Origin of the sequence: Flavobacterium sp. P21, assembly GCF_050632225.1 — a bacterium.
Classification (GTDB): domain Bacteria; phylum Bacteroidota; class Bacteroidia; order Flavobacteriales; family Flavobacteriaceae; genus Flavobacterium.
In genome coordinates this window covers 3277259-3302998 of the sequence record NZ_CP192585.1, presented here as the reverse complement: position 1 = coordinate 3302998, position 25740 = coordinate 3277259, and the positions used below count along the sequence as shown (strand labels likewise).

The 25740-nt window shown below is 32.8% G+C and carries 18 protein-coding genes, 3 tRNA genes and 7 pseudogenes; 11 read left to right on the top strand and 17 right to left on the bottom strand.

What is annotated here, in order from left to right; translation table 11 throughout:
• Nucleotides 1-63 precede the first annotated feature (63 nt).
• Nucleotides 64-594 carry a peptide-methionine (S)-S-oxide reductase MsrA gene (gene msrA / locus ACQ9BO_RS16550; RefSeq protein ID WP_431241617.1) on the bottom strand — a complete coding sequence of 177 codons (531 nt, stop codon included), beginning with the start codon at nucleotides 592-594 and terminating at the stop codon, nucleotides 64-66.
• Nucleotides 595-778: 184 nt separating this feature from the next.
• On the opposite strand from msrA, the pseudogene ACQ9BO_RS16545 reads away from it, so the two are divergent.
• Nucleotides 779-2265 (top strand): annotated as a pseudogene (locus ACQ9BO_RS16545) (aminotransferase class V-fold PLP-dependent enzyme).
• A gap of 224 nt (nucleotides 2266-2489) precedes the next feature.
• Here ACQ9BO_RS16545 and ACQ9BO_RS16540 read toward each other — a convergent pair.
• The 7 genes and pseudogenes from ACQ9BO_RS16540 to ACQ9BO_RS16510 form a co-directional block, all read right to left on the bottom strand.
• Nucleotides 2490-4232: an APC family permease gene (locus tag ACQ9BO_RS16540; protein WP_431241616.1), complete on the bottom strand. Its 1743-nt coding sequence runs from the start codon at nucleotides 4230-4232 to the stop codon at nucleotides 2490-2492.
• Between the two features lie 140 nt (nucleotides 4233-4372).
• Nucleotides 4373-4843 carry a nuclear transport factor 2 family protein gene (locus ACQ9BO_RS16535; protein ID WP_431241615.1) on the bottom strand — a complete coding sequence of 157 codons (471 nt, stop codon included), beginning with the start codon at nucleotides 4841-4843 and terminating at the stop codon, nucleotides 4373-4375.
• 52 nt (nucleotides 4844-4895) lie between these two features.
• Complete coding sequence (locus ACQ9BO_RS16530; protein ID WP_431241614.1) at nucleotides 4896-5420, bottom strand: hypothetical protein; 525 nt, start codon at nucleotides 5418-5420, stop codon at nucleotides 4896-4898.
• Nucleotides 5421-5533: 113 nt separating this feature from the next.
• Nucleotides 5534-5746 carry a hypothetical protein gene (locus tag ACQ9BO_RS16525; RefSeq protein WP_431241613.1) on the bottom strand — a complete coding sequence of 71 codons (213 nt, stop codon included), beginning with the start codon at nucleotides 5744-5746 and terminating at the stop codon, nucleotides 5534-5536.
• A gap of 11 nt (nucleotides 5747-5757) precedes the next feature.
• Nucleotides 5758-5904: a hypothetical protein gene (locus ACQ9BO_RS16520; RefSeq protein WP_431241612.1), complete on the bottom strand. Its 147-nt coding sequence runs from the start codon at nucleotides 5902-5904 to the stop codon at nucleotides 5758-5760.
• A 6-nt stretch (nucleotides 5905-5910) separates the two neighbouring features.
• Nucleotides 5911-6588 (bottom strand): peptidoglycan DD-metalloendopeptidase family protein, encoded by a 678-nt coding sequence (locus tag ACQ9BO_RS16515; protein WP_431241611.1) that lies wholly within the window; start codon nucleotides 6586-6588, stop codon nucleotides 5911-5913.
• Nucleotides 6589-6599: 11 nt separating this feature from the next.
• Nucleotides 6600-7264 (bottom strand): annotated as a pseudogene (locus tag ACQ9BO_RS16510) (spermidine synthase).
• Between the two features lie 65 nt (nucleotides 7265-7329).
• Here ACQ9BO_RS16510 and ACQ9BO_RS16505 point away from each other — a divergent pair.
• Nucleotides 7330-7881 carry a 1-acyl-sn-glycerol-3-phosphate acyltransferase gene (locus ACQ9BO_RS16505; RefSeq protein WP_431241610.1) on the top strand — a complete coding sequence of 184 codons (552 nt, stop codon included), beginning with the start codon at nucleotides 7330-7332 and terminating at the stop codon, nucleotides 7879-7881.
• A gap of 83 nt (nucleotides 7882-7964) precedes the next feature.
• On the opposite strand, the gene ACQ9BO_RS16500 is transcribed toward ACQ9BO_RS16505, so the two are convergent.
• The gene (locus ACQ9BO_RS16500; protein ID WP_431241609.1) at nucleotides 7965-8438 is read right to left on the bottom strand and encodes a helix-turn-helix domain-containing protein; all 474 of its coding nucleotides are present in this window, start codon (nucleotides 8436-8438) and stop codon (nucleotides 7965-7967) included.
• A gap of 312 nt (nucleotides 8439-8750) precedes the next feature.
• Between ACQ9BO_RS16500 and ACQ9BO_RS16495 the strand changes: the two genes are divergently transcribed.
• The 4 genes from ACQ9BO_RS16495 (at nucleotide 8751) to ACQ9BO_RS16480 (ending at nucleotide 13664) form a co-directional block, all read left to right on the top strand.
• Nucleotides 8751-9905, top strand: a complete 1155-nt coding sequence (locus tag ACQ9BO_RS16495; RefSeq protein WP_431241608.1) for a M14 family metallopeptidase — start codon at nucleotides 8751-8753, stop codon at nucleotides 9903-9905.
• A gap of 77 nt (nucleotides 9906-9982) precedes the next feature.
• Entirely contained in the window at nucleotides 9983-10462 is a 480-nt protein-coding gene (locus ACQ9BO_RS16490; protein ID WP_007805990.1) for an Lrp/AsnC family transcriptional regulator, read from the top strand.
• 89 nt (nucleotides 10463-10551) lie between these two features.
• On the top strand, nucleotides 10552-13137 hold the full coding sequence (locus ACQ9BO_RS16485) for a phosphoenolpyruvate carboxylase (RefSeq protein ID WP_431241607.1): 2586 nt from the start codon (nucleotides 10552-10554) through the stop codon (nucleotides 13135-13137).
• Between the two features lie 11 nt (nucleotides 13138-13148).
• Nucleotides 13149-13664, top strand: a complete 516-nt coding sequence (locus ACQ9BO_RS16480) for a DinB family protein (RefSeq protein WP_431241606.1) — start codon at nucleotides 13149-13151, stop codon at nucleotides 13662-13664.
• A gap of 100 nt (nucleotides 13665-13764) precedes the next feature.
• Here the strand turns inward: ACQ9BO_RS16480 and recQ are convergent.
• From recQ to aroB, 6 genes and pseudogenes are all read right to left on the bottom strand, one after another.
• Nucleotides 13765-16071 (bottom strand): annotated as a pseudogene (gene recQ, locus ACQ9BO_RS16475) (DNA helicase RecQ).
• 141 nt (nucleotides 16072-16212) lie between these two features.
• On the bottom strand, nucleotides 16213-16626 hold the full coding sequence (locus ACQ9BO_RS16470) for a DNA primase (protein ID WP_431241605.1): 414 nt from the start codon (nucleotides 16624-16626) through the stop codon (nucleotides 16213-16215).
• A 9-nt stretch (nucleotides 16627-16635) separates the two neighbouring features.
• Nucleotides 16636-17605 (bottom strand): annotated as a pseudogene (locus ACQ9BO_RS16465) (deoxyhypusine synthase family protein).
• A gap of 103 nt (nucleotides 17606-17708) precedes the next feature.
• On the bottom strand, nucleotides 17709-19112 hold the full coding sequence (locus ACQ9BO_RS16460) for an arginine decarboxylase (RefSeq protein ID WP_431241604.1): 1404 nt from the start codon (nucleotides 19110-19112) through the stop codon (nucleotides 17709-17711).
• Between the two features lie 60 nt (nucleotides 19113-19172).
• Complete coding sequence (locus ACQ9BO_RS16455; protein WP_026728688.1) at nucleotides 19173-19352, bottom strand: hypothetical protein; 180 nt, start codon at nucleotides 19350-19352, stop codon at nucleotides 19173-19175.
• 56 nt (nucleotides 19353-19408) lie between these two features.
• Nucleotides 19409-20474 (bottom strand): annotated as a pseudogene (aroB, locus tag ACQ9BO_RS16450) (3-dehydroquinate synthase).
• Nucleotides 20475-20738: 264 nt separating this feature from the next.
• On the opposite strand from aroB, the pseudogene ACQ9BO_RS16445 reads away from it, so the two are divergent.
• Nucleotides 20739-21909, top strand: a pseudogene (locus tag ACQ9BO_RS16445) (proline dehydrogenase family protein).
• A 287-nt stretch (nucleotides 21910-22196) separates the two neighbouring features.
• Here ACQ9BO_RS16445 and ACQ9BO_RS16440 read toward each other — a convergent pair.
• A pseudogene (locus tag ACQ9BO_RS16440) lies at nucleotides 22197-23988 on the bottom strand (ABC transporter ATP-binding protein).
• Nucleotides 23989-24254: 266 nt separating this feature from the next.
• On the opposite strand from ACQ9BO_RS16440, the gene ACQ9BO_RS16435 reads away from it, so the two are divergent.
• From ACQ9BO_RS16435 to ACQ9BO_RS16420, 4 genes are all read left to right on the top strand, one after another.
• Nucleotides 24255-24329, top strand: a tRNA-Val gene (locus tag ACQ9BO_RS16435).
• A gap of 87 nt (nucleotides 24330-24416) precedes the next feature.
• Nucleotides 24417-24491, top strand: a tRNA-Val gene (locus tag ACQ9BO_RS16430).
• Nucleotides 24492-24517: 26 nt separating this feature from the next.
• Nucleotides 24518-24802, top strand: a complete 285-nt coding sequence (locus ACQ9BO_RS16425; protein WP_431241603.1) for a GIY-YIG nuclease family protein — start codon at nucleotides 24518-24520, stop codon at nucleotides 24800-24802.
• Nucleotides 24797-24870: transfer RNA gene (locus tag ACQ9BO_RS16420), tRNA-Lys, on the top strand. The genes ACQ9BO_RS16425 and ACQ9BO_RS16420 overlap by 6 nt, the downstream gene beginning before the upstream one ends.
• A 74-nt stretch (nucleotides 24871-24944) precedes the next feature.
• Here ACQ9BO_RS16420 and ACQ9BO_RS16415 read toward each other — a convergent pair.
• Entirely contained in the window at nucleotides 24945-25730 is a 786-nt protein-coding gene (locus tag ACQ9BO_RS16415; RefSeq protein WP_431241602.1) for a hypothetical protein, read from the bottom strand.
• Nucleotides 25731-25740: the final 10 nt, after the last annotated feature.

The window sequence follows — 25740 nt, the reverse complement described above, 5'->3', positions numbered from 1 at the left end:
AATTTAAAAGAACCAAATAAAAATCCGTTTAATCTGTGCAATCTGTGGCTAAACTTTTTATAATCAATTTAATCTGTCGGCGTACATTTTTTTTAATTTCTGCACTTTTGGATCAATTACGATTTGGCAATAACGAGCATCTTGATTGTTATTGTAATAATTTTGATGATCTTCTTCCGCTTCATAAAATACTTCAAAAGGAGTCAGCTCTGTCACAATTCGATCTTCGTAAAAAGGTTGTACTTCTTTGAAAACCTGCTCGGCGATTTCTTTTTGCTCTAAATCATGATATAAAACTATAGAGCGGTATTGCGTACCAACATCTGCACCTTGACGGTTTAAAGTTGTAGGATCATGACTTGTCATAAATATGAAAATCAAATCATGATATGAAATTATGTCAGGATCAAAAGTGACTTGTATGACTTCGGCATGTCCGGTTCTGCCAGTACAAACTTCTCGATAAGGAGGATTCTTTATAAAACCTCCAGAATAACCTGATTTTAAAGATTTTACTCCGTTTAAACGCTGAATTACAGCTTCAATACACCAGAAACATCCGCCACCAAAAGTAGCTGTTGCTAAATTTCCCATAATATATAGTAGTGTTTGTTGTTTTAATGCCTATTAATCCGATAGAATATTATGATAATTTATTAAAAAAAGAACCGAAATGTTAAATATACTGATTGGTTCTTTAAAATTTGAAGTTTAGTATTGATAAATTCGCAATTGTATAAAAAAGCAATATATTTGCAATCAAACTCAGGCACACATAATGAATAGCAAAAATAATACCATCAGTTTAGAAACTTATTTTCAGGATTTTCGTCAAAATATTGTAGGGATTAATCAAGAATTTACCTCTCCATTTGGCAGAAAAAAATAATTTATACTGATTGGACTGCCAGCGGAAGACTATATCGCCCTATTGAAGAGAAGCTTCTTAACCAATTTGGGCCATTCGTAGCTAATACACATACAGAAACGACTGTGTCAGGCACTGCCATGACAAAAGCATATCATCATGCCCGACATATCATTAAGCGTCATGCGAATGCTAATCACGACGATGTTTTGATTACTGATGGAACTGGAATGACGGGCGTTGTCAATAAATTTCAGCGTATTCTTGGATTAAAAATCCCTGAAAACCTTAAAAGCTGTACAACTGTTCCTGCCGAGAAAAAACCAATTGTTTTTATTTCGCATATGGAACACCATTCTAATCAAACATCTTGGTTAGAAACTATTGCTGATGTTGAAATTATTCCGTCTTGCGAAAAAGGACTTTTTAGTCTTGAGCATTTGGAAACACTTCTAGAAAAATACAAAGACAGAACAATAAAAATTGCTTCAATTACTTCATGCTCTAATGTTACGGGTTTAAAAACACCTTTTCACGAAGCGACAAAATTAATGCACCAATATCATGGGGTTTGTTTTGTTGATTTCGCTTGTTCTGGGCCTTATGTAGAAATCAATATGCATCCTGCTGATCCTGAGGCATATTTAGATGCTGTTTTCTTTTCGCCTCATAAATTTTTGGGAGGACCTGGAACTTCTGGAGTTTTGATTTTCAACAAAAAATTATATAACAATATGATTCCAGATTGTCCTGGAGGAGGAACAGTAAGTTGGACGAATCCTTGGGGCGAACATAAATATATTGACAATATTGAAGATCGTGAAGATGGTGGAACCCCAGGATTTTTACAGGTTATAAAAACTGCGCTTGCTATTGAGTTGAAAGAAGAAATGGGAATTGAAAACATCTTGCGGCGCGAGCACGAAATTGTTGAGTATGTTTTTGATCAATTGGAACCTGTTGAGAATATTAAAATTTTAGCTGGACAGCATAAAGAAAGATTGGGCGTTGTTTCGTTCTTTATTGAAAATCTTCATTTTAATTTAGGTGTAAAATTATTGAATGACCGCTTCGGAATCCAAACTCGTGGCGGATGTAGCTGTGCCGGAACTTACGGTCACTTTTTGCTTCATGTTGATCAGGAAACTTCAAATAAATTGGTTAACGAAATTACGATTGGTGATTTGATCAAAAAACCAGGCTGGATCAGAATGTCGATTCACCCAACTACGACTGATGAAGAAATTGCTTATGTATGTGAAAGCATTAAAGAATTAGCTAAAAATCACGAAACTTGGGCTTTGGATTATTCTTATAATAAAAACACAAACGAATTTATTCATAAAGATGCTACTTCGTTTGAGGATGAATTAGTGGAAAGCTGGTTTAAATCTTAAAGAAAATAATTTTTTATTAGTATAGTAAACCCGACAGTTTTTATCCCGAGGCTTCGGGACTGTCGGGTTTGTCTTTTATGTTTGTTTTGAAAATGATATTTCTCGTTTAGCCCCGATAGAAGTGGAAATCCTTTTGTACTGGTGTTCAGTACAAAAGATTGTAACGGATAGCGGGACTTTGCGTCTTGAAAAAACGGATAATTTCTGCTCCTAAAAAATTAGAATTACATTATCAATCGCACTCCGCCCAGATCTGAAACGCGGTAAGAAAACTTATCACCAGGAGAGGCGATGAACATGAAATTTTTTGGGATATTCCATTTTTTCGAAAGTTCATCTATCATTTCTGGACCAAATTCTCCTTGTATTTCAAGGTATTGAATGTCAATATCGTCGTAAGCACGATCTAAAACTTCAAGATCCTTTTTTAAAGCTGTGTTAGTTGCTTCGTGTTTTTTGATGTGAACAATTTTGAGTTTTTTTGTAGTTTCATTATTTTCAACATATTGCAACACTTTATTTAAAATTGCAATGTCGTCTCCTTTGGTGAAAAATACAAATTCCTGCGAATTTATTTTAATGCTTAAATTTTGCAGATATCGATTGCTTACAATCACCATTCGGCGCAAGGGTTGATAAAAATATTCAAGCGCTTCGATTAATAATTTAATGAGTATGACACGATTAAGCATAATTCCGATAAAAATCAAAGAGGGAATCATGTATTTCAAAAAGGTATAAAAAGCGTGAATGTTAAGTTCCATATTTCCTATGAAAGCGACGACAACAAAAAATACCGCTGTTACAACTGCAATGCCACGAGCGCGTTCTGGTCTTGGAAGTTTTTTACGTTTAAATTTCAGCAATAAATTTCCGATTCCGAAGAGCGCCATTACGGCTAAAAATGAAAATGTGTAAACTCCTGCCAATGATTCTAAATGTCCTTGAGTGGCAAAAAGTACTGATAAGCAAAGAACTAAGAAGCTGATTACGATTCGGTAATGAGAACCTCTTTTGTTTTGTTTCAGAAAATAATTTGGCAAAATTCGATCTAAAGTCATTCGGTTTAATAATCCGGAAACACCTACAAATGAAGTTAATACGGCTCCACATAAAACTAAAACAGCATCGATAGAAATTAGCCAAGCCAGCCAAGAACCGCCAGTTGTATCGCCTAAATGTGCCAAAAGTGATTCTTTGTTTTCGCCAACTTCAGTAAGCGGAATTACGCTTATCAATAAAATTGCTATTACCGGATTGAAGAAACTGACGATTCCCCACATATTACGGAGTGTTTTTGGAAAAACGCCTTTTTCTTGCTCTTCGACAAAGTTTGCAGAACTTTCAAAACCAGAAATTCCCAGCATTGCGGCTGAAAACCCTAAAAAGAGAGCTGTTTCAATACTTCCTGTTGCTAAAGGAGTTTGCCAATTTATGTGGAAAGTCTCTAGTCCGTTAAAAAACAGAAAGCAAACTGATGTCAAGACCAGCAAAGTCAAAGTAGTAATGTGTATGATGAAAATGATTACGGCCACAAATGCAGATTCGCCAATTCCTAAAATAGCTAGAAACGTAAATAAAATTAAAATAACGACGGTTGCGACAGTAACGTTTAATCCATCAAAAATTCCGTGTAGGTAATGCATTCCTTCAGATGCTGAAATTACAGCCGTTGCCATGTAAGACAGAACAGTTAGTGTTGCGGCAAGCGAGGCTAGCTTTTTTGTAGAAGTATTTAATAAAACGTTGTAAGCTCCTCCATTTAAAGGAATTGCGCCAACAACTTCTCCATAAATTTTTCGGAATAAAAATAAAACAATTGCGACAATTAGTAACGAAATCCATGCATACTGCCCAGCATATAAAATAGTCAACGCCGAAACATATAAACAAGAAGAACTAATGTCGTTGCCACAAATGGCTGTTGCCTGTAATTGATTTAGTTTTTTGTGGACGATTTCTTTCATGATTATTCAAGATTACAAAATGATTAACTTTATAAAAATGGCAACAAAACAATTAAAATCTGTATTTGCGAACAGTTTCTTGATGGTAAAACTGAAATTATCTAGTTAATCTTGAATTTTGAATATTCAAGTTAAGAATATTATTTGGATTGCTGAAACTTTTTAAGCGACAGCAGTGCTTGTTTCTGAATTTTATCATGAAAAAATCCAGTCCAGCCCAATAAATATCCGGTAATGCCAAAAGCTTGTTTCGACCATTTCCAAACATCAAAACTGTCTGTGTGTTTGATGATTAGTCCGTCTTGAAATACAAATTCTGCATAAATGCTGTTCACAACTTTTCGGTTGGTTTTGCTGAAATTATAAGTAGCAATCCATCTTGCAGAACCTGAAGAATCATCGGCTTTTACATTTGAAAATTCAATTTTAATATTTCCTTTGCTCTTCAAAAGCGACATTTCCCACATTTTAGATACTTGATCTTCTTTTAGCAATCCAAAAGCTGGGTCAATAAAGTGCACTTTTGGATGATAGCACTCGCTCATAGTTTTGGCATCAGCATTGGCAAAAGCGGTGTAGAATTTTGTAATTAAACTTTCGTTGGCGTTCATCTAGATTTTAATTTGAGTATAAATATAAAGATTTATTATTTAAGTCTTTTCTTTATAAAATACTAATTTCTTTTGCTGTATCAAAAGTCTTTTTTGATTTGTCGTAGGCCGTTGAAAAATAAGAGTTTTTGTTCACTGCAGTAAAATGACCAGTTTCATTGCTAAAAGCATTTGAATTGCCAACAATAATAAATCGAATTCCTTGAATATCTGTTTTTTTAAGTTTCAGCATTTCAGCAGGAGTAAAGTAGTAATATGCCGTAGTTTTGCCATCAGCAGTTTCTTTTACGTTTTTATCCACGCATGCAATTACATCACCATTTGCCAGATCGACATAAACACCACCAAAAATTTTGGATTGATCATTGGCAATCGCGACGCTTAATTTTAAAATGCCGCCTTTTTCTGTTTTTGCAACCTGAACATCAAGTTCGCCTGAAAAAGCATATTTTTCACAAATGAAAACATATTTTTGAGTTGCCGGATAAGGTTTTGATCCTTTTACACTCAGACTTTCTTGGGCATTAGCAATGTTTGCAATAAGCGACAATAAAAACAACGGTAATTTTAAACGCATATATTTACTTTATTTTTCGGTTATTTTAGCATCAAATTTTTCATCCCAATCCATTGATTTTATGGCAGAAATCAAATTATTTTCATCAACAAAAACTCTAAGTTCTTTGTTGGCTACTTTTTGGAATACAAAGCATGATAACGATATATGACTTCGTTTTTGGTTTTGTAAACGCCGTCTAATTTCAAATCAATAAAACTGCCGTAATACTGTCTAAATCTGGTGCAGGTTTTTGTCAGTCGTTCTTCGGTTGTGTTTTCCATTACTGATTTGGTCACTTCCGTTTCATTAAATGGCTTAAATTTAGAAGTATTGCAGGTTTCCAAAACACGTTTGCCTAACTCGTACGCTTTTTTTGCTGGTTCGAATTAACTTCAGAAACTGCTACTTTCTTAATTTTCAAATCGTCAGTATCTCTGCTGACCGTTTTTGATTTGCATCCAATAAGCAATAACAAACATATAATCAATCCTGCTTTCTTCATAACTATTTATGTTATTTTTAATAATAAGTTAGGGTCGGGGCAATTTTCGATATAAAAATTAAGGTCACTTGAATTGCAGACTCCAGGATAATCGCCCCAATAGTCTTCAATATTTTGTATAATTTGAAAGTGGACATGAGGAGCATAATCGCCATTGACAGCCGCATTTCCAAGAGTCGCAATTTGATCACCTTTTTTGAAAGATTTCCCAACCGTTAAGTCGTCTAAACTTTCTAACGATAAATGTCCATATAAAGTATAAAATTTCACATTTTGAATTTCATGTTCCAAAATAATCGTTGGTCCATAATCGCCTAAACCAATATTATTTTTAAAACTATGCACTTTTCCATCAAGAGCTACCAAAACAGTTGTACCTACCTTTGTCCATAAATCTAGCCCAATATGAATATTGCGTTCTGGAATCGAATCATTTCTAAAAATGGTACTCCTTTTATATAAGGTACGTCCTTCAATATAACCGCCAAAAGCAACTTCGGCATTGTTTCTTGACAAATAATCTGAAATGAAAACTTCGAATTCAACAGCATTTTCTGGTCGGCTGTCCATTAATTCTTCATTATTTGCAGATAAATCTAACGGAATGTACTTTGATAAATCAATACTAGAATCAATAATTTTAGTAGGTGGTAAGGCGTTTAAAATGGCGGAAAGGGGTTTCATAAAAATAAAATTTAGGCTACTTTTTCGATTATAATTAACTCATTGTGAACCTCAATGCGAGGCGACATTTTTGAGGAAAACAATTTAGGATTTATTTCTGAAATGTACTTCTTATTTCTCACATTATGTGCTTCATCCAAAATCATGGTATTAAAAAGCACAAAACCTTGATCATTCAATAGCGAACAAACACGATTGCTGAAAAAACTTTCAAACAAAAAATTCGGCATTTTGATATCTTCAAAAATGTCAATTATGATTAAATCATATTTGTCTTTCGTTTTTAAAACAAATTCAAACGCATCATCTATAATCAGTTCTAATTGTTGAATTTTATTTAAATTAAAATATTGATTGGCAATCTGAATCATATCTGGATCAATTTCAACACCCGTGATTCTGCCTTTATATTGTATTTCATCTACCAAAGTTTTGATGACGCTTCCGCCAGCTACTCCTAACACCAAAATATGATTCATTTCTAAAACCTTATTGTAGCCAATATTTCGCAATCCGTATCTTAAAATGCGCCGCAAACTTCCATATGAATAATTCGTGTTTTCAGAATCCATAACCAGTTCGCCATTTGCCCATGTAACCTCGATTGTTTTGCTTCGTGCTGATTTTTTTTGTATACTTTAATTGGAATAAGATAACTAAACAGTTTTTGAATCATTTTATAAGGCTTTTACTCAAAAATACATTTTAAATCTTTTATTTTGCAGAAATAATAAAACTTTAATGAAAAAACAGTTATACAAATTCATTTTTTATAAGCTAATGGGATGGCAAATTAAGGGAATCGAAAATGCAGATGTAAAAAAATGCATTCTGATGGTTATGCCTCATACTAGCAATCACGATTTTTATATTGGGCTTTTTACTCGTGGAATTTCTGGACTGCAAATGAATTGGGTTGGAAAGAAGGAATTATTTAAATTTCCTTTTGGTTATTATTTTAGAAATGTTGGAGGCGAGCCTCTTGATAGAAGCGGAGGATTAAATAAAGTTGATTCTATTGCCTCAATTTTTGATCGTAAAGAAACATTTCGTCTCGCTGTTGCTCCTGAAGGAACTCGAAAAGGAGTAACCGAAATCAGAACTGGTTTTTATTATATCGCACTCAAAGCAAATGTTCCAATTGTTCCTGTTGCTTTTGACTGGGGAAAAAAGGAAGTTAATTTGGGAGAACCTTTTTATCCAACAGGAGATTATGAAGCTGATTGGGAAATTTTAAAGAAACATTATGTAGGAGTAGTTGGCAAAATTCCAGAAAACGGAATTCAAGTATAAATTTCCGGTATTTTTTCAATTGCGTGAGAATCGCTTAAATGAAAAATAATTTTAAAAATTTTCAAATACGCGAAATTTCCGAATTACGGGATATATATCTTAAATGTTCCGTTTTTATGAAAAAAGATAATTTTTTCTATTTCGTCTTCTTCTGAAGCAAAAATTTGATTTTTTGTGGAAGAAGGATTTTTAGTTGTCGCTTTTTCTTTCTCATAATTGATTTGAGAAAATAAATCAATTGCATCAAAATTATCATTTGAAGAAATAGGAGCTACCGTTTTTTCAATTTCTGAAATCACTGTCGATTTTGGAATTGGAGTTTCTTCATTGCTTTTTGGAAAAACTCCTTTGCCATTTAATAGCCAATACAAATCGACATCGGGAAAAACTTCAAGAATTTTCATGACAAAATCAAGACTTGGTTTGTTTCTTCCAGATAGGAGATGGGACATACTGGAACGCCGCACGCCAATTTTATCGGCAAACGAAGAAGCGTTTAAAGTATAGTAATCGAGTATAATTTCAAGCCGTTTTACAAAATCATCGATGTTTACCATTGTAAATTATTTTAAAAGATTTACATGTTTACAAATGTAACAAAAAGAAATTGGAAAAGCAATTTTACAGTTGTGAAATATGAAATCGGCATGTAATACATGAAATTAAAGCTTTATATAAAGATATTTAATAGATTGAAAAACAATGATTTATTTGTTTTGTATTTAAATTATAACATTTGTTAATTCAGCAATTTCAATTCCTTTAGATAAGACAATGAAAACTGTTTACAAATCTGAATTATCTTTAAATTTACGAGTTTACAATTGTAAAAATAAAGATGTTTACTTTTGTAAACTAATCAAAAGACAATGAATTTAGAAGAATTATTTAACCAAAACAAAGAAGAATCAATCTCAGGACGTTACTTGACTTTAGATCATATCGAGCCTTTATTGAATAAATTAAATACGAATAATCAAGTTTCGGTAATTGGAAAATCAGTTTTAGGAGCACCTATATATAAGTACCAAATTGGAACCGGAAAAACTCGTGTTTACCTTTGGTCACAAATGCACGGAAACGAAAGTACAACAACAAAAGCACTGTTTGACTTTATTAATGTATTGAATAGCGGATCAGAGTTTGCGCAAAAAATGTTAAATACTTTTACATTTTTAAGTATCCCTATACTAAATCCTGATGGAGCGAAGTTATATACCCGTGAAAATGCTAATAAAATTGACCTGAATCGAGATTCGCAGAATTTAACACAACCTGAAAGTAATGTTTTAAGAGATGTTTTTGAGACTTTCAAGCCTCAATTCTGTTTTAATCTGCATGACCAAAGAACAATATTTGGCGCTGGAGATACCGGAAAACCTGCAACAGTATCATTCTTGGCTCCATCATACAACGAAGAGAGAGAAGTTAATGCAAACCGTTTAACCGCAATCAATCTAATTGCAGGAATTAATGATGAGCTTCAAAAATATATTCCAGGGCAAATTGGACGCTTTGATGATTCTTTTAATATTAATTGTATTGGAGATACTTTTCAATTTTTAGGTGTTCCAACCATTTTATTTGAAGCAGGGCATTATGAAGGCGATTACGACAGAGAAATAACGCGAAAGTTCATATTTTTCTCACTAATTACGGCGTTCAAACTGATTTCCGAAAACGATTTAGTTCATAATAGAATTGGTGATTATTTGAATATTTCACAAAATAAAGTGGTTTTTTATGATTTTATGTATAAAAATATCAAAATAAATTATGATGGTATCGAAATTATTACGAATTTTGTCGCTCAATACAAAGAGGAATTGATTGAAAATAAGATTCATTTCAATGCATACATCGTTGAAGCAGGAGAATTAGAAAATTATTTTGGACATTATGAATATGACGCAAAAGGTGCAGTTTATTCAGACGACCATGGTAATTTTCCGAAATCAAACCAAAAAGCAGACTTTTATTTAAATAAAAATATTAAATTTGTTAACGGGTTGATAAAAAGTTAATTTTTATGTGAATTTGTTGTTTTTTATATATATTTTTATACTTTGTAAGAGCAATTAGTAATATTAATTAAAGAATTATGAGTAAATTTCGTTTAGATGAAGTAGATCACCAGATTTTAGATATGTTAATAGACAATACGAGAGTTCCGTTTACTGACATTGCAAAAAAACTTTTGATATCTGCTGGAACAGTACATGTTAGAGTAAAAAAGATGGAGGATGCCGGCATAATAATGGGATCTTCATTAGCCTTAGATTACGATAAATTAGGGTATTCATTTATTGCTTATGTAGGTGTATTCCTTAATAATACGTCTCAAACTAAATTTGTATTAGAGAGAATCAATCAAATTCCATTCGTAACAGTGGCTTCTGTTACAACAGGTAAATTCAACATTTTTTGCAAAATTAGAGCAAAAGATACTAAACACGCAAAAGAGGTTATCTTCATGATCGACGATATCGAAGGTGTTTACAGAACAGAAACTATGATTTCATTAGAAGAAAGTATTAACGATAAGAAGCGTTTGATGCATACTATTTTTAAAAATATGTAATATTTTCTTGAATGCTATATAAAAATATACCTCAAGTTTACTCTTGGGGTTTTTTTATGACTAATTAACCAACCAACTACAACACAATTATGTACACGTTACCAAAAATTGAGCGTTTTAATCAAGACGTTCTCTCTAAATACTACATTTATAATAGTGTTTTTATAACCTTGCCGTTTGATTCTATTGACAATACAGGTGTTTTATTGCCTTTGTTTACAGAAACTTGCGAGACAGGATTCAAAAAACAAGAAACACCAAAAGAGATTTTTGATTTTTTCTCAAATAAGTTCCTGAATAACGCTTCTGAGACTGAAAAAATCGACTTAATGTTCCGATTTATTCAATATATAGAACGTCAAATCGTGTTATTTGATGCTATCGAAGATGCCGCTTTTCCAGAAGTAAACAATATGGAAGGGCGCGGATCTCTTCGTGATATTAAAGAAAAAACGGATGCAAAAGAAAAAGATGAAGAATTGATAGAGTTTTTAGAAAACTTTAATGTTCGTACCGTTCTAACAGCGCACCCAACTCAGTTTTATCCTGGACCAGTTTTAGGAATCATTAATGATTTGACTGAAGCAATTCGTCAGAATGATTTGTCGCAGATCAAACAATTATTGGCTCAATTAGGGAAAACACCTTTTATCCAAAATGTAAAACCAAATCCGTATGATGAAGCCGTGAGTTTGATCTGGTATTTGGAGAATGTATTTTATGCAACTTCTGGAGAAATTGTTCATTATTTGCAGAAAAATATTTTAAACGGAAGTGCGATTCAGAATCAATTAATCAAACTTGGTTTCTGGCCTGGAGGTGACCGTGACGGAAATCCTTTTGTCACAACAGAAATTACTTTGAAAGTTGCCGATCGTTTGCGTACTTCAATTTTAAAGTGCTATTATGTTGAAATGAGAAACTTAAAGCGTAAGCTAACTTTCTCAGGGGTAGATACTTTGGTTGCTGAACTTGAACATAAACTTTATCGTTCAGTGTTTTATTCAAAAGGAGAAATCTTCATTACTTTAGAAGAATTATTAGCGCAATTGAATAAAATTAGAACTATTATAATTGAAAAACACCAATCTTTATATTTAGATGAATTAGAAGCGTTATTAGTAAAAATCAATCTTTTTGGATTCCATTTTGCTACTTTAGATATTCGTCAGAATAGTAAAATTCACAACGCTGTATTTAAAGATGTAGTTAATTACTATTTGAATTCTGCTTCAGATATTTTTCCTAAGAACTATTATGAATTGACCGAAGATCAAAAAATTGATGTTCTGTCAAAAGTAAAAGGAAATTTGAATCCTGCGGATTTTGAAAACGAAATCACTAGATCGACGCTGGAATCTGTTCAAGCGATTAAAACAATCCAGCAAAATAATGGTGAAGAAGGAGCTAACCGTTACATCATTAGCAACAATGAAAGTGCTCTGAATGTAATGGAAACTTTTGCAATGATTCGTTTGAATAATTGGGAGAATCCAACAGTTGACATTATTCCGCTTTTCGAATCGGTTGATGATTTGCAAAATGCACACTCTATTATGGAGCGACTTTATACAAATCCAGAATACTCTAAACATCTGCAAGCGAGAGGAAACAAACAAACCATTATGCTTGGTTTCTCTGACGGAACAAAAGACGGTGGTTATTTAATGGCCAACTGGAGTATTTATCAAGCTAAAATTTCATTAACTGAAATTTCAAGAAAATACGGAATTAAAGCTATTTTCTTTGACGGACGTGGCGGGCCTCCTGCACGTGGTGGCGGAAAAACACATAAATTTTACGCTTCTCTAGGGCCGAAAATTGAAAACAACGAAATCCAGATTACTGTTCAAGGCCAGACGATTAGCTCTAACTTTGGAACTTTAGATTCTTGCCGTTATAATATTGAGAATTTATTGACTGCCGGAGTTACGAATCAGGTATTTAAAAAAGAAGAAAACGAGCTAAGTGCTGAAGAAACACAAATCTTGACACAATTAGCAACTTTAGGTTATGACAAATATTTGAGTTTTAAAAATCATCCGAAATTTATTCCATATTTGGAAAAAATGAGTACGCTGAAATATTACTCAAAAACAAATATTGGAAGCCGTCCATCAAAAAGAAGCAAATCAGAATCATTAGATTTTGCCGACTTAAGAGCGATTCCGTTTGTTGGATCTTGGAGCCAATTAAAACAAAATGTACCAGGATTTTTTGGTGTAGGTTCTGCTTTGAAATATTTTGAAGAATCTGGACAATGGGAAAAAGTAAGTGATCTTTACCACAATTCATTATTCTTTAAAACGTTGCTAGAAAACAGTATGATGTCATTGGCAAAATCATTCTTGCCATTAACAGCTTACATGCGAAAAGACCCTGAGTTTGGCGAATTCTGGCAAATTATCTATGATGAATTTTCAGAAACAAAACGTCTTTTGCTTAAAATTGCAGGTCATAAAACGTTGATGGAAAATTATCCTGACGGTATAGCTTCAATTCAAATTAGAGAGCGCATTGTGTTGCCATTGCTGACAATTCAACAATATGCTTTGTTGAGAATCAATGAATTGAACAAAGAAAAAGAAGCAAATGAAGATTTGATCAAAGTGTATGAGAAAATCGTGACTAGATCGCTTTTCGGAAATACAAATGCAAGTAGAAATTCAGCTTAAAAATAAGAATCATGAACGCAGACCAATTATTAGAAAATGAATATTCTGGCGGATTTGCAACTTATATCCGTGAAGCAGGAAATGTCAATTTGATTGAAGAGTTGGAAATTTCGCTTCATAGTTTTATCCGATTTGTTCAAGATATTCCTATGGACAAATTTGATTATCGTTATGCGGAAGGGAAGTGGACAATCAAAGAAATCATTCAGCATATTTTAGATTGTGAACGTATTTTTGCTTATCGTGCTTTGCGTTTTTCGAGAAATGACAAAACGCCTTTGCCAAGTTTTGAAGAAAATGATTATGCTGTGAATACGAATGCAAACAGTCGAAGCATCCAAGATTTGTTGACTGAATTGTCAGCCTTAAGGCATTCAAATTTATTATTTTACAAAAGCTTGTCTGAGGAACAACTTAAGAGAATAGGAACTGCTTCGAATATTCAAATTTCAGTCCGTGCTTTAGGTTTTGCTATTATTGGGCATCAAAAACACCATCAAAAAGTTTTTGAAGAAAGATATTTGTAAAGCTTTGAATTTTAAAGATAAAGCAAACCCGACAGGTTTTAAAAACCTGTCGGGTTTCTCTTTTAATAACAATTTTGGCAGAATAAAAAACAGCTAGAAATTATTTCAATTCTAGTTTTTTCAATCGTGAAGTAATTGCACCATTATTTCTTCCAAGCAAATTTGCTATTTCTTCAATCTTTTTGCCTTCATTAAAAAGATTTGTAAGTTTTACGTCTTCTGTGGAATCCCATTTTTTATATGCTTCAGTATGAGTTTGGCGAATTTCTTCAACAGAGTACGATTTTTGATTTGCTTGATTATTTAAGTTTCTTTCTATAAAAGCTAAACCAAATCGGATTTTATCGTACGATATTTTTTCTTCAAAATAATCAAAATAGGGCTTTAGAGCATTTGGGTTTTCTAATTCTATTTGAGCTTTTTTGATTTTTTCAATTTCTTCCTCAGAAACGAATTGGCTTAAATCCAAATTATATCCATCAACATATAATTTTGCTAAATGTGAAATTACTGTCGTCTGACTGATATTTCTTCTTTCTGCAATTTCTTCAACAGAAATACCGTTTTCAAATAATTCCAATGTTTTTTTATAAGTACTGTCTTTTTTCTCTTTCTTGACAACCGACTTATTTCTTTGAAATTCAATAATTGCATTTATAAATTCAGATCCATATTTTTCTAGTTTTACTTTTCCAACTCCTTCAACAGCAAGAAATTCATCTTCATTCATAGGTCGCATAATCTCCATTTGTCTTAATGCGAGCATCACTGAAAATAACGTATGCTGGAACTTCTTCTTCCTTTGCAATTTCATAACGTAATTTTCGCAATGTTTCAAAAAGAGAATTTTTAGCCACTTTAGCTTTTTCTTGTCTGATTTCATTTTTGTCAATTACTTTCTTGACAACAGTTGTAAGCTTTACTTTTTCACCTTCAAATAAAACTTTTTTAGCAAAAGAAGTAAGTAGGATTTTGTTGTGCTGATGAAAAGCAATTTCACAATACCCTAAATTGATAAGCTGAATCAAATATTGATTCCAGTCGTACCAGGAAATGTCAGCGCCAATTCCGTACGTTTTTAGCGTTTGATAATTTTTTTCGTAGATATATGCGTTTTTCGAGCCTCTTAAAAAATCTACAATTACAGCCAAAGGTTCAGATTCTTGTAAACGTGTAATTGCTGACAATGCTTTTTGCGCGAGAATCGTGCCATCAAAAAAGTTGGTGGATTTTTACAAATATCGCAGTTTCCGCAATTCTCAGTTACAAGCTCGCCAAAATAAGAAAGCAAAATTTTTCTACGGCAACTTACAGCATCTGCGTACTGCTTCATTCGATCTAATTTTGCAAGCCGCACATCCGAGTTCAATCCTTCAGAAGCAAATTTCTGAAGCTGAATTACATCGGCATAACTTTCGAACATTACAGTTTCGGCTGGTAAACCATCACGCCCGGCACGCCCGATTTCTTGATAATAGCCTTCAATATTTTTTGGAAGATTATAATGAATGACCCAGCGAACATTCGATTTGTCAATTCCCATTCCAAAAGCAATTGTCGCACAAACTACTTGGCAATCATCATTTATAAATTGATCTTGAGTTTTTGCTCTAGTCTCATTATCCAAACCTGCATGATAAGCTTTTGCTTGAATTCCGTTTTTAGATAATTTTTCGGCAAGTTCTTCTGTAGTTTTTCGACTCAAACAATAAATTATTCCAGATTCATTTGGCTTATTTTCGATAAAATCAATAATTTGTTTTACACGATCTAAAGCTGGACGAACTTCCAGACTTAAATTTTTTCTGTCGAAAGAAGCTACAAACGTTTTTGGATTCTTTAGATTTAGTCGCTTTGTAATATCAGTACGAGTTGCTTTGTCTGCAGTAGCCGTCAAAGCAAGGATTGGAGTAGAAGGAAAACGGTTTTTTAAATATCCCAAATTAGTATAAGCCGGCCTGAAATCATGTCCCCATGAAGAAATGCAATGGGCTTCATCAATAGCAATCAAACTGATTGTCAATTCATTAAAAACAATATCTAGATATGATAAACTTTCTGGCGCAATATAAACCAGCTTGAAAGAATTCGTTTTTAAATTGTCTATATAAAATTGCTGTTCTTGAGCAGATTGACTGCTATTGATATAACATGCATTAATTCCATTTGTTTTTAAACTGTCCACTTGATCTTTCATTAATGCGATCAATGGCGAAATAACAATTGTTATTCCAGGCAGTACTAAAGCGGGTAATTGAAAACATATCGATTTTCCGCCTCCGGTCGGCATGATGGCTAATGTGTCCTGACCAGATAAAACAGTACTAATGATAGTTTCCTGATTGGGTCTGAATTTTTCAAATCCAAAATTTTCTTTTAGTTTGGCATGCGACAGTTCTGAATTCATATATGGCAAATATTTACATTTTAAATAGAAAAATATAAATATAGTATTTTTCTTATAATTATATAATTTTGATTGTTAATCAAATTTCATAAAAAAAGGAACTCATTTGGAGTTCCTTAATTTTATTATTTAAACAAATAATTAATCTTCATCGTCTTCATCGTCATCGTCGGCGATATCATCACTATCTCTATCTTCATCATCATCGTCATCATCGCCACCATCAGAATCTGGCTTATCAATATTGTCATCCTCGTCATCGTCGTCAGCGGCGTCATCATCAAGATCAAGGCCTTTTACTGGTTCGATTGTGTCAACATCAAGATCCATATCGTCATCTTCATCATAATTTTCGATTCTGTCAGCAAGTTTAGTACTGATTTTTACTAAATAAATAGTGTCTTCGGTGCGAACTTCAACAGCTTCTACTAATTCGTTTTTAGCGTTTCTGAAACGGATTACATCCGAATCGTCATAACCGTCAGGGAATTTTTCAACCAAAAGGTTTAAAATTTCATTGGTCAATTTGGCGTAGTCTACTATAATTCTTTTCATAAAAATATCCTATAAATCTAATAAATATGCAAAAATAAGTGGAGCAACAATTGTAGCATCCGATTCAATAATAAATTTCGGAGTTTTGATATCTAATTTACCCCAAGTGATTTTCTCATTTGGCACTGCTCCAGAGTATGATCCATAACTAGTTGTTGAATCAGAAATTTGGCAGAAATAGCTCCAGAAAGGAACATCATGCATTTCCATATCTTGGTACAACATTGGCACAACGCAGATTGGGAAATCTCCCGCAATACCACCACCAATTTGGAAAAATCCGATTCCGTTATCGCTATTTTTTGAATACCAATCAGCAAGAAAAGTCATGTATTCGATGCCTGATTTCATTGTTGATGCTTTTAAATCACCTTTGATTACATAAGAAGCAAAAATATTTCCCATTGTACTGTCTTCCCATCCTGGAACGATTATAGGAAGATTTTTTTCGGCGTACCGCATACATCCAGCTGTCTTTTAAGTCGATTTCATAATATTCTTCAAGAACTCCAGACAACAACATTTTGTACATGAATTCATGCGGGAAATAACGCTCTCCCTTGTCATCTGCATCTTTCCAAATTTTATAAATATGCTTTTGCAAACGTCTGAAAGCTTCATGCTCAGGGATACATGTATCAGTAACACGATTTAATCCTCTTTCAAGCAATGCCCATTCGTCTTCTGGTGTCAAATCACGATAGTTAGGAACTCTTTCATAATGAGAGTGAGCTACTAAATTCATGATGTCTTCTTCTAGATTGGCTCCAGTACATGAAATAATTTGTACTTTATCTTGTCTAATTATTTCAGCGAAAATTTTACCAATTTCTGCTGTACTCATAGCTCCAGCCATACTTACAAGCATTTTAGCACCATTTGCTAATTGTTGCTCGTATTCTTTAGCCGCATCTACAAGAGAAGCAGAATTAAAGTGCAAATAATGTTTTTCAATAAACTGACTGATTGGTCCTTTCATTTCCTCTTTTTTTGTTTTTTTTTGAATTAAAGATTTTAACCTTCTGTGTTGTATGCAAATTAAGCATTTTTAAAATATTAACATTTAATTTGCAGTTGTTTTTTTACATTTTTTTCTTGTATCCTAAAATCTTCAATACATCATCAGAAGTTTGTTGCTCTGAAAACACTTCGGTTGCTAAAATACCGTTTTCATCACGGTCTATTAGAATATGCTTAGGCTGGGGAATTAAGCAGTGGTGCAAACCTCCATATCCACCAATTGTTTCTTGATACGCACCAGTATTAAAGAAACCAATATACAATGGCTTTTCTTTGTTGTATTTAGGCAAATAAATGGCGTTCATATTTTGTTCTGAATTGTAATAATCGTCACTATCGCAAGTCAGTCCACCTAATAAAACCCGCTCGTAAGTATCATTCCAGCGATTGATTGCCAGCATGATAAAACGTTTATTTATTGCCCAAGTATCCGGCAAAGTAGTTATGAACGATGAATCGATCATATTCCATTTTTCTCTATCATTTTGTTGTTTTTGATACAAAATCTGATAAATAGCGCCACCGCTTTCGCCAACTGTGAACGAACCAAATTCTGTAAAAATATTTGGAACATCAACTTCAGCTTCTTCACAAGCAATTTTAATTTGATTGATGATTTCATCAATCATATATTGATAATCATATTCAAAAGCAAGTGAGTTTTTGATCGGGAAACCACCACCAATGTTCAAGCCATCTAGAGTAGGGCATTCCTTTTTTAGTGCAATGTATACTTTGATACATTTTACTAACTCATTCCAATAATATGAAGTATCATTAATTCCAGTATTAATGAAAAAGTGAAGCATTTTAAGCTCTAATTTGTCATTTTCCTGGATTTGTTTTTTATAGAACGAAACTATGTTTTTATAACCAATTCCTAATCTTGAAGTATAAAATTCAAATTTAGGCTCTTCCTCAGCGACGATACGAATTCCAATTTTAAATTTTCCTTTGATTTCGCCTTGAAGCAGATCAAGTTCTTCATAATTATCAATAATCGGAATAGTGTTTTTATGTCCGTTATTGATTAATCTTGCAATATTTGTAATGTATTCGTCTCTTTTAAAACCATTGCAAATAACATATGTGCTTTTGTTGATTTTTCCGTTTTCCAACAAATTCTCAACAATATTTACGTCAAATGCAGACGAAGTTTCAATATGAATGTTATTTTTAAAAGCTTCATTCATAATATATTCAAAATGAGAACTTTTTGTACAATAGCAATAGTAATATTTTGCTTCGTATTTATTCTTTTCCATTGCTTTTCTGAACCAAGATTTTGCCTTGTTGATGTTTTCAGAAATTTGAGGTAAATAAGTAAACTTTAAAGGTGTACCATATTGTTCAACAAGCTTCATCAAATCGATATTATGAAACTGAAGATTGTCCTTATTTAGTTTAAATTCCTCTTGCGGAAAATAGTATGTTTGGTTTATTAGATCAGAATATTTTGTATTCATTTAATTTTCAATATTTTAATTTGTATTTAAATTTAGTAAAAACGGCGCTAAATCTAAAATTCAAACTCTAATATTGGCAAAAATAATCGGCAGTTTTTCGTGCTCGGCTTTTGAACATAAGAAAACATCAAAACAAAACGGACTTTTACTATTATAAAAACGGTTCAGCATTCTTAATAAAGAACTGTTGAGTCTGTTTCTGTAAGAGCTGAAATGTCTTTGTTTTCTGTTTGTTTTCATCGAGGCAAATGTAAAAAATAATATATACCTAAAGCAATCCTTTTGATTAAAAAAAATTAAGATTTATAATCCTGAAACGCTTCTAGAATTAATTTATTTTCAACAGATTGGTTAATTTTTATTTTCCCGATTCCTTCAATTAATGCAAATTGAATTAATCCGTATTCATTTTTTTGTCGTGAATAAGCAATTCTAATATCGGATCAATGTCATTTTCTTCAAAAATCACATCATCATAAATACCTTTAATTATTGCTTTTATTTCTCTATATTCTTCTTGAGAAATCAAACCTTTTTGAAGCGAGATATAACTTTCTAAAATCATTCCAACTGCAATGGCTTCTCCATGCAATAAGGTAGTTTTTCCTCACTCTCTAAAAAGTAGCCTTCAATAGCATGTCCTAATGTGTGTCCAAAGTTTAAAGCTTTACGAATATTTTTCTCGGTTGGATCCTGAACAACAATTTCATTTTTAATTTCTACAGAACGATAAATCAATTGATCCAATTCGTCAAAAACAATTGATTTTAGATCTGAAAACTGTCTCCAGTACGGTGCATCGTATATTAAACCGTGTTTCAGCATTTCTGCTAAACCAGAACGCATTTCACTTTGTGGCAAAGTCTCTAAATATGCTGTATCAATTAAAACCATTTGAGGTACATTGATGACTCCAATTTGATTTTTAAGATTTCCTAAGTCAACTCCTGTTTTTCCTCCAACAGAAGCATCAACCATAGATAATAAAGTAGTTGGTACATTTATAAAATCTACGCCTCTTTTAAAAGTAGAAGCAACAAAACCTCCTAAATCAGTAACAACGCCGCCGCCTACATTAATAATAAGTGTTTTTCTGTCAGCTCCAAGTTCGGTCAGTATATTCCAGATCTCGATACAAGTTTCAATGTTTTTATTGGCTTCACCAGCTTCAAATTCTATGATTTCAATTGCTAAATCTGTTTCCAAAAGAGGAATGAATTTAGGCAAACAATATTCATTTGTTTGATCATCTACGATTATAAATATATTGGAGTATTTATTTTCTTTTAAATGTTTATTTAAAGCTTCGTAGGCATTTTGGTTGAAATGAACGAAATAATTATTGGCTTGAATAGATTTCATAATTTGCAAGTTAATTGAAACCGCAAAATAAGGCATTTTTTAACAAATAATATTCAAACTTTGATTCTAATTTGTTGGATAAACACCAGATTTTATTCCATAATTTATGTATCAAGCTACGTTACACGGATTGTGTGCTAATATTCTTAATTCTTTAAACTTTTGCTCCAAATGGTAACTTTAACTAAAAATATGCAAAATTATAATGCTGTTTTGTAAACAATATTCAAAACACTCTATATCTTTGCATAAAAATTAAACTTAATGGAAAAAATATTCGATAACACTCAAGTTGCATTTTCGCTAAAGAGTGATACAGAACTAGACAGAGCTTACTTTCTTTTTAAAATGATTGATAGTGAGCCACTTGTTAGGATTGGAACTGCTGTTACTAATTTTGCTATCAAAGCGCATCTTCCGGTAGAAGGACTTATTCGCGCAACTGTTTTTGATCATTTTTGTGGTGGTGTAAATGAAAATGACTGTCTTACAGTTGTTGACAAAATGTTTACTAAAGGTGTTTCATCTGTTTTGGATTATTCTGTTGAAGGAAAAGAAGAAGAGGAGCAGTTTGATGCTCGCTTTGGAAATGACATTAAGAACAGTAGAATTTGCAAAAGAACGTTTGGCGATTCCTTTCGCTGTTTTCAAACCAACTGGTTTAGGACGTTTTGAATTGTACGAAAAATTAGGTGAAAAACAAACTTTGTCTCCAGCTGAGCAAGAAGAATGGAATAGAGTAGTAGCTCGTTTTGATAAAATATGTAGTGAAGCGCATAAAAAAGATGTGGCATTGCTAATTGACGGTGAAGAAAGCTGGATGCAAGATGTCGCTGATGACTTAGTAACGGATATGATGCGCAAATACAATAAAGAAAAAGCAATTGTATTTAACACATTACAAATGTACCGTTGGGATCGTTTAGATTATTTGAAAAAATTACATGACATTGCAAAAACAGAAGGCTTCTTTATCGGAATGAAATTGGTTCGTGGTGCTTATATGGAAAAAGAACACAAAAGAGCCGAAGAAAAAGGTTATGTTTCACCAATTTGTGTTTCTAAAGAAGCAACTGACGTAAACTATGATGTTGCTGTACATTATATGCTAGAGCATTTAGATACAATGGCTATTTTTGCTGGGACTCACAACGAATTGAGCTCATACAAATTAATGGAAATGATGGATCAAAAAGGAATTGCTAAAAACGACAATAGAATTTGGTTTGGGCAATTATACGGAATGAGCGATAACATTAGCTACAACTTAGCTGAAAACGGATACAATGTTGCGAAATACTTGCCATTTGGGCCTGTTAAAGATGTTATGCCGTACTTAATTCGTCGTGCTGAAGAAAATACTTCTGTAGCTGGACAAACTAGTCGCGAATTATCGATGATTAAAGCGGAACGCAATAGAAGAAAAGGAAAATAGTTCGCAGTTTTCTGTGTCAGTTTGCGGCGCTCATTATAACAAAAAAAGCTCCAATTTATAATTGGAGCTTTTTTTGTTATTCTTTGTGTAAACTGGACTGAAGTCCAGCTCTACAATATGGTTTGTTCCTTCGGAACTGCTTAAGAGCCTTTGGCTCGATTTATATTGTCAGGTTGGACTTCAGTGCGGTTTATCGTGTTTATGCATAAATGAAAACCCGACAGGTTTTTAAAACCTGTCGGGTTTGCTCTTATATCTTTTTCCAAATTTGGAATTAGAATTTTTATTTATGAGTTGCTAAACTGCAAATTGCTTAAGTTTTTGTAAATTCCGTTTTCAAGATTTATTAGTTCTTGGTGCGTTCCTTCTTCGGAGATTTTTCCGTTATCTAAAACTAGAATTTTATCTGCGTTTCTAATAGTTGAAAGTCGGTGCGCGATGATGATGCTTGTTCTTCCTTCCATTAAAACTTCTAGAGCTTCTTGAACTAGTTTTTCACTTTCGCTATCTAAAGAAGATGTTGCTTCGTCTAAAATCAAAATACTAGGGTTTTTAAGCAAAGCTCTTGCAATTGCAATACGCTGGCGTTGTCCGCCTGACAGCTTCACGTCGCGTTCTCCCACCAAAGTCTCAAATTTTTCTGGAAAACCTTCTATAAAATTAAAAGCATTTGCTTGTTTTGCGTACCGCAACAATTTCTTCATTTGTAGCATCGGGTTTTCCGTAAGCTATATTTTCTCTAATTGTCCCTCCAAATAAAATCACGTCTTGAGGAACAATACTCATATTGCCTCGAAGGTTTTCTAGATCATAATCGTGAATGTCTTTTCCATCAATTAAAATTTCACCGGCTGTAATATCGTAAAAACGCAACAATAAGGACGAAATAGTCGATTTTCCAGCACCACTCGGACCAACAATTGCAATTTTTTGGCCAAATCCGGCTTCGAAATTTACATCTTTTAAAACCTGAACTTCTTTTCGTGATGGATAATGGAAAGCAACATTTTTAAAAGCCACATTTCCTTTGATTTTTTCTATAGTCGATGCATGTGGATTTGCATTGATTTCCTCTGGAGTTTCTTCTAATAATTCAAAAACGCGTTCTGTTGCGCCAACCGCTTTTTGAATTTGAGCATACATTTCGGCAATTCCTCCAAAAGATGCTCCAATAAAAGTGGTGTAAAGAACAAAAGAAATCAAATCTCCAACGCCTTCTACTTCTCCTTTGATTGTCAAAGTAATTCCGTACCAAACCACGGCAACTACACATCCAAAAAGACATAAAATGATAAATGAAGCAAAATATCCTCTGTATTGTCCGCCTTTGATAGCGATTTTTACAATTTCTTTGATTTTGTTTTTATAGCGCTGAATTTCATACCATTCGTTGGCAAAAGCCTTAACATTGCTAATTCCCTGCAATGTTTCTTCAACAATTACCTGGCTCTCGGCAACTTTATCTTGTGTTTTCTTTCCGTATTTACGAATGAATCTTCCAAAAACTACGGCGACGACAGCTACAACCGGAACAATAGCCAACATCATTAAAGTCAGTTTTGGACTGATACTTCCTAGAATTACAAATCCACCAATAATTAAGATAAATTGACGAAGAAATTCAGCAATTGTTGTTGTAAAAGTGTCTTGAAGTTGTGAAATATCTGCACTGATTCGGCTATTTAATTCTCCGACACGTTTTTGCGAATAAAACGACATTGGTAGTTTTACCAAATTCTCATATAATGCAAAACGGATGTTTGATAGTGAATTCTCGGTAAAATTAACAAAAAGCGAAATTCTGAAAAAAGAGAAAATTGCTTGTAAAGTCAGAATTCCCATTAATGCAAGCGCAATTTCATTTGCCTTGTCTAAATCTTTATTAGTGACGCAATCTACTAGCATTCCCATTAATTTAGGAAAGGCAAGGGCAGTGGCGCTAGTTAATAAAAGGAAAATCAAGCCTAGGAAAAATTTCCATTTGTGATTTTTGGCGTATTTAAAAATTCGGAGTGCTTTTTGAAGCGAGTTAGAGTCTAATTTAGCTTTCGGTAAATCATTTTCTTGAAATCTTGCCATTGGAGTTTACAATTAAAGTACGACAAAGGTATGATTATAGCAAGTCAATACAAAAGAATATTCTAATTTCCCTTTTGAGTTTGCCATTTTTAACTAAAATTAAGAAAAGGGGTGTTTTTTTTTCATTTTTTAATCAGCTCAAAAATAGAGTTCTAAATATTTTTTCGAAATTACTTTTAAATTTTTCCTCAAAAATACTTGCAAATACAAAATCTAACTGTACATTTGCACTCGCAATCACAAAATGATAGCAACCTAGTAAAATAGGGCGATTAGCTCAGCTGGTTCAGAGCACCTCGTTTACACCGAGGGGGTCGGGGGTTCGAACCCCTCATCGCCCACTAAGTTTTTTATAAAAAGACTTGTAAATACAAATTCTAAGTGTATATTTGCACACACAATCTTAAAGATTGCAACCTAGTAAAATAGGGCGATTAGCTCAGCTGGTTCAGAGCACCTCGTTTACACCGAGGGGGTCGGGGGTTCGAACCCCTCATCGCCCACAGAATTCCAAAAACTCCAAAGTCTTATGATTTTGGAGTTTTTTCTTTTATATACTTTTATGAATTTTATTGTTTATATCCTATTTAGCGAAAGCAAGAATAAGTTCTATATTGGCTATACTTCTAATTTAGAAGAAAGGCTTATTAGACACAATCAAAAGAGTAAAGGTTTTACAGGAAGCGTAAATGATTGGAAAGTAGTTTATACCGAAAATTATGAAACCAAGGAACTTGCACATAAAAGAGAATTGCAGATTAAATCTTGGAAAAGCAGGATTAAACTCCAAGAATTAATCAAAAGTAAAGATTAGCTCAGCTGGTTCAGAGCATTCCGATTTTTCATCGGAAGTGGTCGGGGGTTCGAACCCCTCATCGCCCACGAAGAAACTCCTTAAGAAATTAAGGAGTTTTTTTATTATTATCTTTTATATACTTATCCATTATCTAATATTTCTACAAAATCGGATCATATTCTATTTGTTTGAAGATGAAATTTTCAATTTTCAAAATAAAACCATAATCATTTTGGAGATAATCATACAAAGTTATCTCAGTAAGGAAATTATCATTTCTATCAATACTAATAGAAAAGTCTGAAATTCTTAAGCCATCAAACCAATCTGTTGACACATTTTGAAGTTTATCTATAATATCAGATCCATTATAAAAATCAATCATTTCGTCTTTTATCTGGCCCAACCATAATAAATATTCACTCAATAACAATAAAATATATAGATCTGGCCTTTTCTCTGAAAAAATAAAACATGCCTCATCTCCCCACACAGCTTCATTGGGAACATTCTTATTTAAAATGACTATGTTTTTAATTTTTTCTGAAATTTTAATATAATAGTTTCCATGACGAGTTTGAGAAACGATAAAATTTTCAATGATTACCTTTGTAAAATCTTTTTTCATTTTAGAATCACGTAAATCTCTATAAATTTTAGTATTCCAAACGTCACGACTTTCAATTTTTGATTGCAGTTCTTTTAATTTTAAAGTCTGGATCAAATCGCTTTCTTTTAAACTTTTATCAATAATTTTGGAAGCAATTATATTACTTCCTAATAGATTATAAACTTTAGCTAAAATATATTCTTCTTCAAAAGTCAATTTTTGCAAATTCTCTAAAAAATAAACAATGTCATATAATTTTTCAACACTTTTTTCAGAACCATTTGATTTAAAAAAATCGGATTCAGCATCAATAAACTCTTGAGTTATGCTTTTCATTTATTTTTTC

Excerpts from the sequence above, each read along its gene's own strand:
- ACQ9BO_RS16530 (WP_431241614.1), bottom strand. The coding sequence starts at position 5,420 with ATGCGTTTAAAATTACCGTTGTTTTTATTGTCGCTTATTGCAAACATT.
- msrA (WP_431241617.1), bottom strand. The coding sequence starts at position 594 with ATGGGAAATTTAGCAACAGCTACTTTTGGTGGCGGATGTTTCTGGTGT.
- ACQ9BO_RS16480 (WP_431241606.1), top strand. The coding sequence starts at position 13,149 with ATGAACGCAGACCAATTATTAGAAAATGAATATTCTGGCGGATTTGCA.
- ACQ9BO_RS16470 (WP_431241605.1), bottom strand. The coding sequence starts at position 16,626 with ATGAAAAGAATTATAGTAGACTACGCCAAATTGACCAATGAAATTTTA.
- ACQ9BO_RS16540 (WP_431241616.1), bottom strand. The coding sequence starts at position 4,232 with ATGAAAGAAATCGTCCACAAAAAACTAAATCAATTACAGGCAACAGCC.
- ACQ9BO_RS16415 (WP_431241602.1), bottom strand. The coding sequence starts at position 25,730 with ATGAAAAGCATAACTCAAGAGTTTATTGATGCTGAATCCGATTTTTTT.
- ACQ9BO_RS16500 (WP_431241609.1), bottom strand. The coding sequence starts at position 8,438 with ATGGTAAACATCGATGATTTTGTAAAACGGCTTGAAATTATACTCGAT.
- ACQ9BO_RS16520 (WP_431241612.1), bottom strand. The coding sequence starts at position 5,904 with ATGAAGAAAGCAGGATTGATTATATGTTTGTTATTGCTTATTGGATGC.
- ACQ9BO_RS16455 (WP_026728688.1), bottom strand. The coding sequence starts at position 19,352 with ATGAAAACAAACAGAAAACAAAGACATTTCAGCTCTTACAGAAACAGA.
- ACQ9BO_RS16490 (WP_007805990.1), top strand. The coding sequence starts at position 9,983 with ATGAGTAAATTTCGTTTAGATGAAGTAGATCACCAGATTTTAGATATG.
- ACQ9BO_RS16425 (WP_431241603.1), top strand. The coding sequence starts at position 24,518 with ATGATTTTGGAGTTTTTTCTTTTATATACTTTTATGAATTTTATTGTT.
- ACQ9BO_RS16515 (WP_431241611.1), bottom strand. The coding sequence starts at position 6,588 with ATGAAACCCCTTTCCGCCATTTTAAACGCCTTACCACCTACTAAAATT.
- ACQ9BO_RS16505 (WP_431241610.1), top strand. The coding sequence starts at position 7,330 with ATGAAAAAACAGTTATACAAATTCATTTTTTATAAGCTAATGGGATGG.
- ACQ9BO_RS16485 (WP_431241607.1), top strand. The coding sequence starts at position 10,552 with ATGTACACGTTACCAAAAATTGAGCGTTTTAATCAAGACGTTCTCTCT.
- ACQ9BO_RS16535 (WP_431241615.1), bottom strand. The coding sequence starts at position 4,843 with ATGAACGCCAACGAAAGTTTAATTACAAAATTCTACACCGCTTTTGCC.
- ACQ9BO_RS16495 (WP_431241608.1), top strand. The coding sequence starts at position 8,751 with ATGAATTTAGAAGAATTATTTAACCAAAACAAAGAAGAATCAATCTCA.
- ACQ9BO_RS16460 (WP_431241604.1), bottom strand. The coding sequence starts at position 19,112 with ATGAATACAAAATATTCTGATCTAATAAACCAAACATACTATTTTCCG.